The organism is Candidatus Neomarinimicrobiota bacterium (genome assembly GCA_022560655.1).
In the GTDB taxonomy this organism is placed as follows: Bacteria; Fidelibacterota; Marinisomatia; order SCGC-AAA003-L08; family TS1B11; genus JADFSS01.
In genome coordinates this window covers 24,641-31,513 of record JADFSS010000019.1, presented here as the reverse complement: position 1 = coordinate 31,513, position 6,873 = coordinate 24,641, and the positions used below count along the sequence as shown (strand labels likewise).

General features: G+C 61.3%; 4 protein-coding genes. All 4 read right to left on the bottom strand.

What is annotated here, in order from left to right:
* Positions 1-1,881: class I SAM-dependent methyltransferase (locus IH971_04605; GenBank protein ID MCH7497116.1), on the bottom strand; the 1,881-nt coding region annotated here is incomplete at its 3' end.
* A 13-nt stretch (positions 1,882-1,894) separates the two neighbouring features.
* Entirely contained in the window at positions 1,895-2,608 is a 714-nt protein-coding gene (locus IH971_04600) for a protein-L-isoaspartate(D-aspartate) O-methyltransferase (protein ID MCH7497115.1), read from the bottom strand.
* Between the two features lie 1,063 nt (positions 2,609-3,671).
* A complete protein-coding gene (locus IH971_04595) occupies positions 3,672-5,264 on the bottom strand; it encodes a hypothetical protein (GenBank protein MCH7497114.1) in 1,593 nt (530 codons plus the stop codon).
* A gap of 6 nt (positions 5,265-5,270) precedes the next feature.
* Positions 5,271-6,812 (bottom strand): von Willebrand factor type A domain-containing protein, encoded by a 1,542-nt coding sequence (locus tag IH971_04590; GenBank protein ID MCH7497113.1) that lies wholly within the window; start codon positions 6,810-6,812, stop codon positions 5,271-5,273.
* Positions 6,813-6,873: the final 61 nt, after the last annotated feature.

Genomic DNA, 6,873 nt, shown 5'->3' with positions numbered 1-6,873 from the left:
CAGGCCCCCACCCACGGCCAGCAGGACCAGGGTGACCCACACCAGCACGTAGCCCCACTCAGCCAGCAGAAACCCTTCCATGCCCAATGTATGGCGCATCACCGGCAGCGACCTGAGGGTCAGGAGGTGATTGAAAAAGGGGCGGTCATCGGTGGGCGGCGCCAGGTGAAAGGGGGACAGGAACGGCCGGTTTCCCGCCACCCCCTTCGCCAGGGCGGCCAGGGTGGGCGCCAGGGTGGTATCGGCCAGCCGGTGAAAGGTGCCCTCAACCGGCGTCTCCGCTGCGCCGGGCAGGTAATGCCGATCGAAGCCCTCCCGGGATGCAAACTCGCGGATCCGTTCCCGCTCTGCAGGGGACCAGGGCCGCCGGGACAGGACCACTGTCATCAGGTTCCAGCTGCCGATGGCCGCCAGGCGGCTCCCCGGTGAGCCCCAATTCTCCGACTTATGGGCCTCCAGAGCGGCCGCCATGAGACCGAACAGCTTCAGGGGTCGTCGAAGCGGTGTATCCAGCCAGGCGCTGGCGCACAGGAGCCCCCCCGGCGATAGTCGATCCACCATGGCAGTCATCCCTTCCACCGTGAGCAGGTAGTTTTCAGCCACTGCATCCATGCCGGTGGAGGCGCTGATGACCCCGCCCATCGGCGGCAACACCACCACGTCGTAGTGGGTTGTATCGCCATAGAGAAAATGGCGCGGCTCGGCCACTACCACCTCCACCTGCGGGCGACGGTAAATGGTGGGCGGCCCTCCCTCCCCATCGGCCAGGCGGCCCAAGGCGTGTATCAACCCCCGTTGGCGTTCCACCGCGGTCACCGACCCGGCGCCTTCAACCAGGGCGTGCTGCACGTCTATGCCGGTACCGGCGTTCAGCACCAGGACCCTCCGCGGCGCGTCCCGGCTCGCGGTGAAAGATCGGATGCGATAGGGTAGGGCAAAACAGGCGTGGCGCAGGGCGTCCGTGGCGGAAGAATCATCTAACAGAGGCAGGGGTCCCAGAGGGTTGCCGTCCAGGTAGGCCACCGGTTGAGGCTGGATGTCTCCCTGGTACGCGAAGCTCAAACCGGCAGCCGACCGCAGGGTGGGGCCCCGGATAATGGTGAGCACACCCAGAGGATCGCTACGTTCCAGAAGCACCTCGATGCCCGGCATCAATCGGGCGCGGCTCAGGGCCTTGTAAGGGGACATCTGAGCCCGGGACATCCCCCCCCAGCCTAACACTACGATGGCCCCCAGCCCGGCAAGGCCCCACGCCAGCCGTGACGGTGGGAACACTGCCACCCATGGCCCCCCCTTCCGCAGCACGGCATTGATCACCAGGACGCCCCCCAACAGCCCGGTCATCAGGCCTAGCAGCGGCGAGATATCCAGGGGGTGCCAGCGGTATAGCAGCAGCAGCCCGCCCAGTGCTCCGGCCCCGGAACCCAGGAGGTTGGCGCCGTAATACAGCGCGATCCGGCGAGGAGCCGCATCAAACACAAGAATCAACCCGAAAGCCCCGAAAAAGAAGGGCAGGAACAGCGTCAGGCCGAGAAGGACGAGCCACACCAGCTGCCAGGACTGCAACACGGCCAGGAAGCTGTCCATGGGAATGACGGCCAGCAGGGGCCGATTGGCGGCCAGGGCGATCCCGGTCAGGAAGAATGCCCCCGTCAGGGCCCCGCCCAGGTGACGACGCCAGAAGGGCCGGAAGAGAAACAGCAGGGTCCCGCTGGCGCCAAAGCCCAATAGGGCCAGACTGATGACCAGGTAGGCGAAGTGGTACCACTGGAGGTAAGTAAGGATGCGGAGCAGAACCACCTCATAGGCCAGCAGGCTGAAGGACAGTCCCCAGAGCAGTACGGCCAGCGTCCGGTGCCCGCAGGGAAACCGGGTGTCCATGGAGATCTTAGGGCTAGTTCCCCCCCGTAAGGGGAACGAACCGCACGGGGATAAGCTGCCGGGAGCTGATCTGGCCATCCTGCTTCTCCACCAGAACCAGGTGCTGGGTGAGGAACGGATGGCCCACAGGAATGACCATGCGCCCCCCGTCGGCCAGCTGCTTGATCAGGGGCGGCGGGATATGGTCCGCGGCAGCGGTAACGACGATAACGTCAAAGGGGGCGGCCTCCGGCCAGCCGTAGTAGCCGTCGGCGTGGCGGGTCACCAGGTTGGCATACCCCAGGGAAGTAAGCGTCTCACTCGACCTTGCGGCCAGCTCCGGAATGATCTCCATGGTATAGACTGTATCGGCGATCTGGGCCATCACGGCGGCGTGGTAGCCCGAGCCGGTGCCCACTTCCAGGACCCGGCTCTGGGGCCCGAGCCGGACCAGCTGGCACATGTAGGCCACAATGTAAGGCTGGGAGATGGTCTGTCCATAGCCAATGGCCACGGGGCGATCGGCATAGGCCACTTTCCGGGCGTCCCGGGGTACAAAGTGGTGGCGAGGCACGGACCGCATGGCGGCCAGAACACTCATGTCGTCAATTCCCCGCTGCGCGATCTGACCGGTAACCATGGCCTCGCGGCGGGCTATGAAGCGATCATTCCCCTGAGTACATGCCAGTGCCGACCCGGCGAAGACCAGCAGGCACAATGACGACTCTAGACTCAGGCGGCGACTCATGCGACGGCTCCTTTCGGTCTGCCTGAAGCAGGTACGCAGCCCCCGGCAAGCAGGACTTTTCGATGGGTCCGAAGAGACAGAGCATCCTTGCGACCCATCCCTGATAAAGGTAGGGCAGCCCGGAGGATGTGTCAAGCTGGAGGTACTGGAAAGATCCATCAGAAAATAGCTGGGTAGCTGGAGTAAGCTCCTGGAGCTGGTGCACGAAAGCAACGGGCGAAAGATCGACTACCTGATTTGGTTCCGTGTCTCCTGGTCGAAGTAGCAAAATTATCCGGATCGAATCGCGCCTTACCCGGTATCGTACCCGAGGTGTACTGTGCGGGTGGCTTCCTCGTGTCCGGTCGGGACGGCCTGAACCAGTCGGGTAGCCGCGCGGCCTCAGGCATCTTCTTCGCAGCCTACCAGGTGGAAGGCTGCATCTATACCCGCAAGTTGATGCTGCTAAAGTAGGGCGGTAATAGTTTCGGAGCACGATGTAGCATACGAAATATAGCATACGGATTGTCAAATACGCCGCCCAACCCGCTCCCCCATTCCCTTCCCTACCAAGTGGATAGAGCAGCTGCGTACCTGCCCTATAAGCAGGGGGGCAGTTTGCGAATTTGGTGGTTTTCCGGCTGCGTGGTGGGGGGGTGCCCGCCCCTGTTGTGTTCCGGGGGCTTATGTTATCCAGCCGCGCTTCCGCGCATATTTGGCCCTAACACAGCGCCAATCTAATACCCCATCAATCCAGGCTGTCCATCTTCATAACGGAGCTTTAGCGCCGCCGTGTCTTCCGGGTGGTAGCTTGTTAGCGATACTAGGCGATACTAGGGCCATCAAGATGGTGCTGCTGAAGAAGGCTTGATCGTCAGCTAAACCCTGGAAACACGAAACGTGTCTCTTAGTTTTAGAACCAAGTAGCTCACATTGCATTGACCACGTACAGTCCCGCGGGCGTTGAAAGGACTCTGCAGAGGCCGTCTTGGGGCCTATACCAAGAGAATTAGACTAAGTAGCGGTTATTTGCCCTACTCCTCCCAAAGCGAAGCTGCTCTGGGCGCATCGGTCACGAATGTCACTAGAACCAGTAGACCATCGAGAGCTGGTGCAATACGACTGGGGCGTTCTGCAATGCAATGCCGGAGGGCGGTACAAGTAAGTCAGAGGCTGCTTTGGCACCAAACTCCCTCCCACCAAACCACGGCCACCAGATCTGCTCCTGGACCGGCCTGCCAGTTCCATACTGCACACGGGTGTGAAAAATCCACTCAGTAGGACCTACCTGAGCCACAAGCCCGGCGGTGAGCGCAGGCTCCTTCCACCAGTTTTGCGGCGTGTTGCTGATCTTCTCTCCCGTCACGAAATCCTCATGGAAATAATCAATGCTGGTCTGCCGCACGGACCACCCCCCCTGCACCCGCAGGCGTGCATGAATGCGGAATTCGAGGCCCAGTCGAAGCGCGGCATTGGTCAGGATGTAGTCGTTCTTGAACAGGGGATCTCCAGCAGGGATCGTTTGGCCGTCCACGCCGATGACTGCGGCGGTGGTGTCGCCCCATGTGCGGCTGTCGATCAGTTCCAATTCTACGTCCAGCGCCACCCGCAGCCGCTTCACACGGGAACTGAACCCCAGGCCAACCCGGCCGGCCTTGGTGATGCCGGGATCACGGGGGATGGCAATCTGCTGTGCCGGATAGTCGGGCAATTTGGGGTGCCACTTGTACTGACCCGTAAGCTCCAGACCCAGCTGGGCCTGATCCTCCACGGGTATCCGTCCCTTAAGCTGCAGTAACCAGCTCTGCTCTTCGTCCTTATTCAGGAGATTGTCCTGCCAGGCATAGATGGCCTCCTGCTCCATGTGGTAGCGCCGATACAGCAGAAGCCCATCCAGACGGGAGCCCTCCGATCCCGTCAGCGATGCACCTACCCGGTAATGTGCCATATTACCGTTTTGGCGCAACTGGTCGGCGCCGGGATAGAGCATAGGCACGCCATCCACGGCTCTAATCAGGACCGCATCGAACCCCGCACCCAACGAGAGCCCCCGTTGAGGAAAGTTCACAGCCACCATGGCGCTCAGGGGCAAGTTGACCGCACTTATCCGGAGGGGGCCATTCCACTCCCAGGTATCAGGGTCTTGAAACATGCGACTGTGGGAGGCGTGCCGCAGTTTTTCAACGGCCAGCGCCAATGCCGTGGTGATCTCCAGCCGGCCACTGGCCATATGCAGGCGCCGGATGATTCCCACGGGAATTGCCTGCGCCTGGCTGCCCAGCACCTGTCTTCCCTGTTGAGTGGCGGGGGGTGAATTCCAGGCGTCGGTGGACAACGGGTCCTGCCAGCTGTCCTGATATGGGGCCGTGTAGATCATACTGCGGTTCAGCGCTGCGAGACGGGCCGGATTCAGGAAGCCGTCGGCGAGCGAGTCGTCAATTGCGATGGATACGCCCCCCATCCCAGCATTGTAGGACGGTGCCAGGGAAAATTGCACGGTGGTGATCAGCGGGATTGTTTTTACACTGATAATCTGCCCCCGAACCAAGCCTGACAGGCTAAGCAGGGCTGTAAGCGTTGCTAGGGACTTCATCATCATGGCATTTTCTCCTGTACGATTATCCTGGGCAAGGCGGCGCGACCAGGGGCCGAGACCGTAGGTGGTCTGATCGTTCAACTGGTGTCATTCGATCGTCTGCGCCTTGCGGACCAGCTCCAGGAATTCCACATCGCGGTCATCGTCGCCCCAGAGGGTCTGCGCGGCGAGGCTTTCCACATCCGCGAGGGTCGTGGTTACATACGGGCTTCCGCGGAGCAGTTCCGCGTATTCGGCCACCGCCGCGGTGAATTGAAACCGCCTGCTGGCGGCGTAAAACGTTTCGGCAAGATCGGAACGTGCAACCGGAACGTCCAGGGCGATGTCCGCCGTGCCCCTGGGGAGTTTATACCGCAAATGGACCGTCAGCAGATGGCCCATGGGGTTGTTGGACAGTTCCAGCTCGTACAGGGCGGTGACGCGATGGCCGGCGCCGATCTCCCCTGCATCGGTCTCCTCATCTTCAAAATCTTCGTCGGCGATCGCGCGGTTCTCGTAGCCGATGAGGCGATAGCGGATGACCTTATAGGGATCGAACTCCACCTGAATCTTCACATCCTTGGCGATCACCTCCATCATGGCGATGAGCTCCTCGGTGAACAGGCGCTCTGATTCGGCCAGCGAGTCAATATAGTAGTAGTTCCCGTTGCCCTTGTCGGCCAGCTGCTCCATGAGCAGATCATTGTAGTTCCCTTGCCCGAAGCCCAGCGTGGAAAGCGTGATCCCCTCCGCCACGTAGGAGGCGATCAGTTCCAGTATTTCTTCATGGCGGACAGCGCCTACATTTGCGTCGCCGTCGGAGCAAACGATGATGCGGTTGACCCCCTCATGGAGAAAGCCCGACATGTTGACGTTATAGGCGTTCTGTAGGCCGGAGGCCATGGCCGTACTGCCCCCCGACTGGAGCTCGGAAATGATGCCTTTGATGCTTTCCTTGCCGATCTCAGCCAGGGGAGTGGGCGTGAGAACCGTCCGGACGCCCCCTGCGTAGGTACAGATGGAGATCTGGTCTCCGTCGCGCATGTTGTCCACCAGGATGAACAGGCTCCCCTTAACCAGGTCCATACGACTGGTCATGGAGCCCGAAATATCCACCAGGAAGGTCAGGTTCCAGGGCTGGCTCTCACCTTCAGCTGGCTCTCGGCCCTGGAGCCCTATGCGCAATAGATGGAGGCTGTCGCTTCTGAACGGCGAGGGGGCGCCGTCCACGCTTACCGAGAAAGGAGCTTGAGGGGGCGGCTGATAGTCCTGCCGGAAGTAGTTGATGTACTCCTCCACCCGAACGGACGCGGGGGGCGGCAGCTGGCCCTCATTGATCTTCTTACGGCCGAACGTGTAGGAGCCCTTGTCGACGTCGATGCCGAATGTGGATAGGTTGTCCTCTGCGGCATAAACAAACCCGTTATAAGTGAGCTCGCCGAATTGCTCCGACCCGGGGTAGCAGTCGCTGCACTGGCCTCCGCGGTAATCCCCTTCGGCCAGCACGCCTGCCTCAGCGCTGGCCTTATTTCCCTGGTCATCGGAGATCACCAGCAGATTGTCGGTATCACACCCGGCAAGACACAGGGCCAGGGCGTGGAAGCCGAGGTACCGGAAGACGCCAAGTGATGGCCGGGAGTGTCGCTTCATGATCGCACCTCCTTGAGCTGATGGAACTGTGGAGCCATTGCCGGATACCAGAGCCGGTAGT

Bases quoted from the DNA above. Each gene is read 5' to 3' on its own strand.
- IH971_04600 (MCH7497115.1), bottom strand. From the start codon at position 2,608: ATGAGTCGCCGCCTGAGTCTAGAGTCGTCATTGTGCCTGCTGGTCTTC.
- IH971_04590 (MCH7497113.1), bottom strand. From the start codon at position 6,812: ATGAAGCGACACTCCCGGCCATCACTTGGCGTCTTCCGGTACCTCGGC.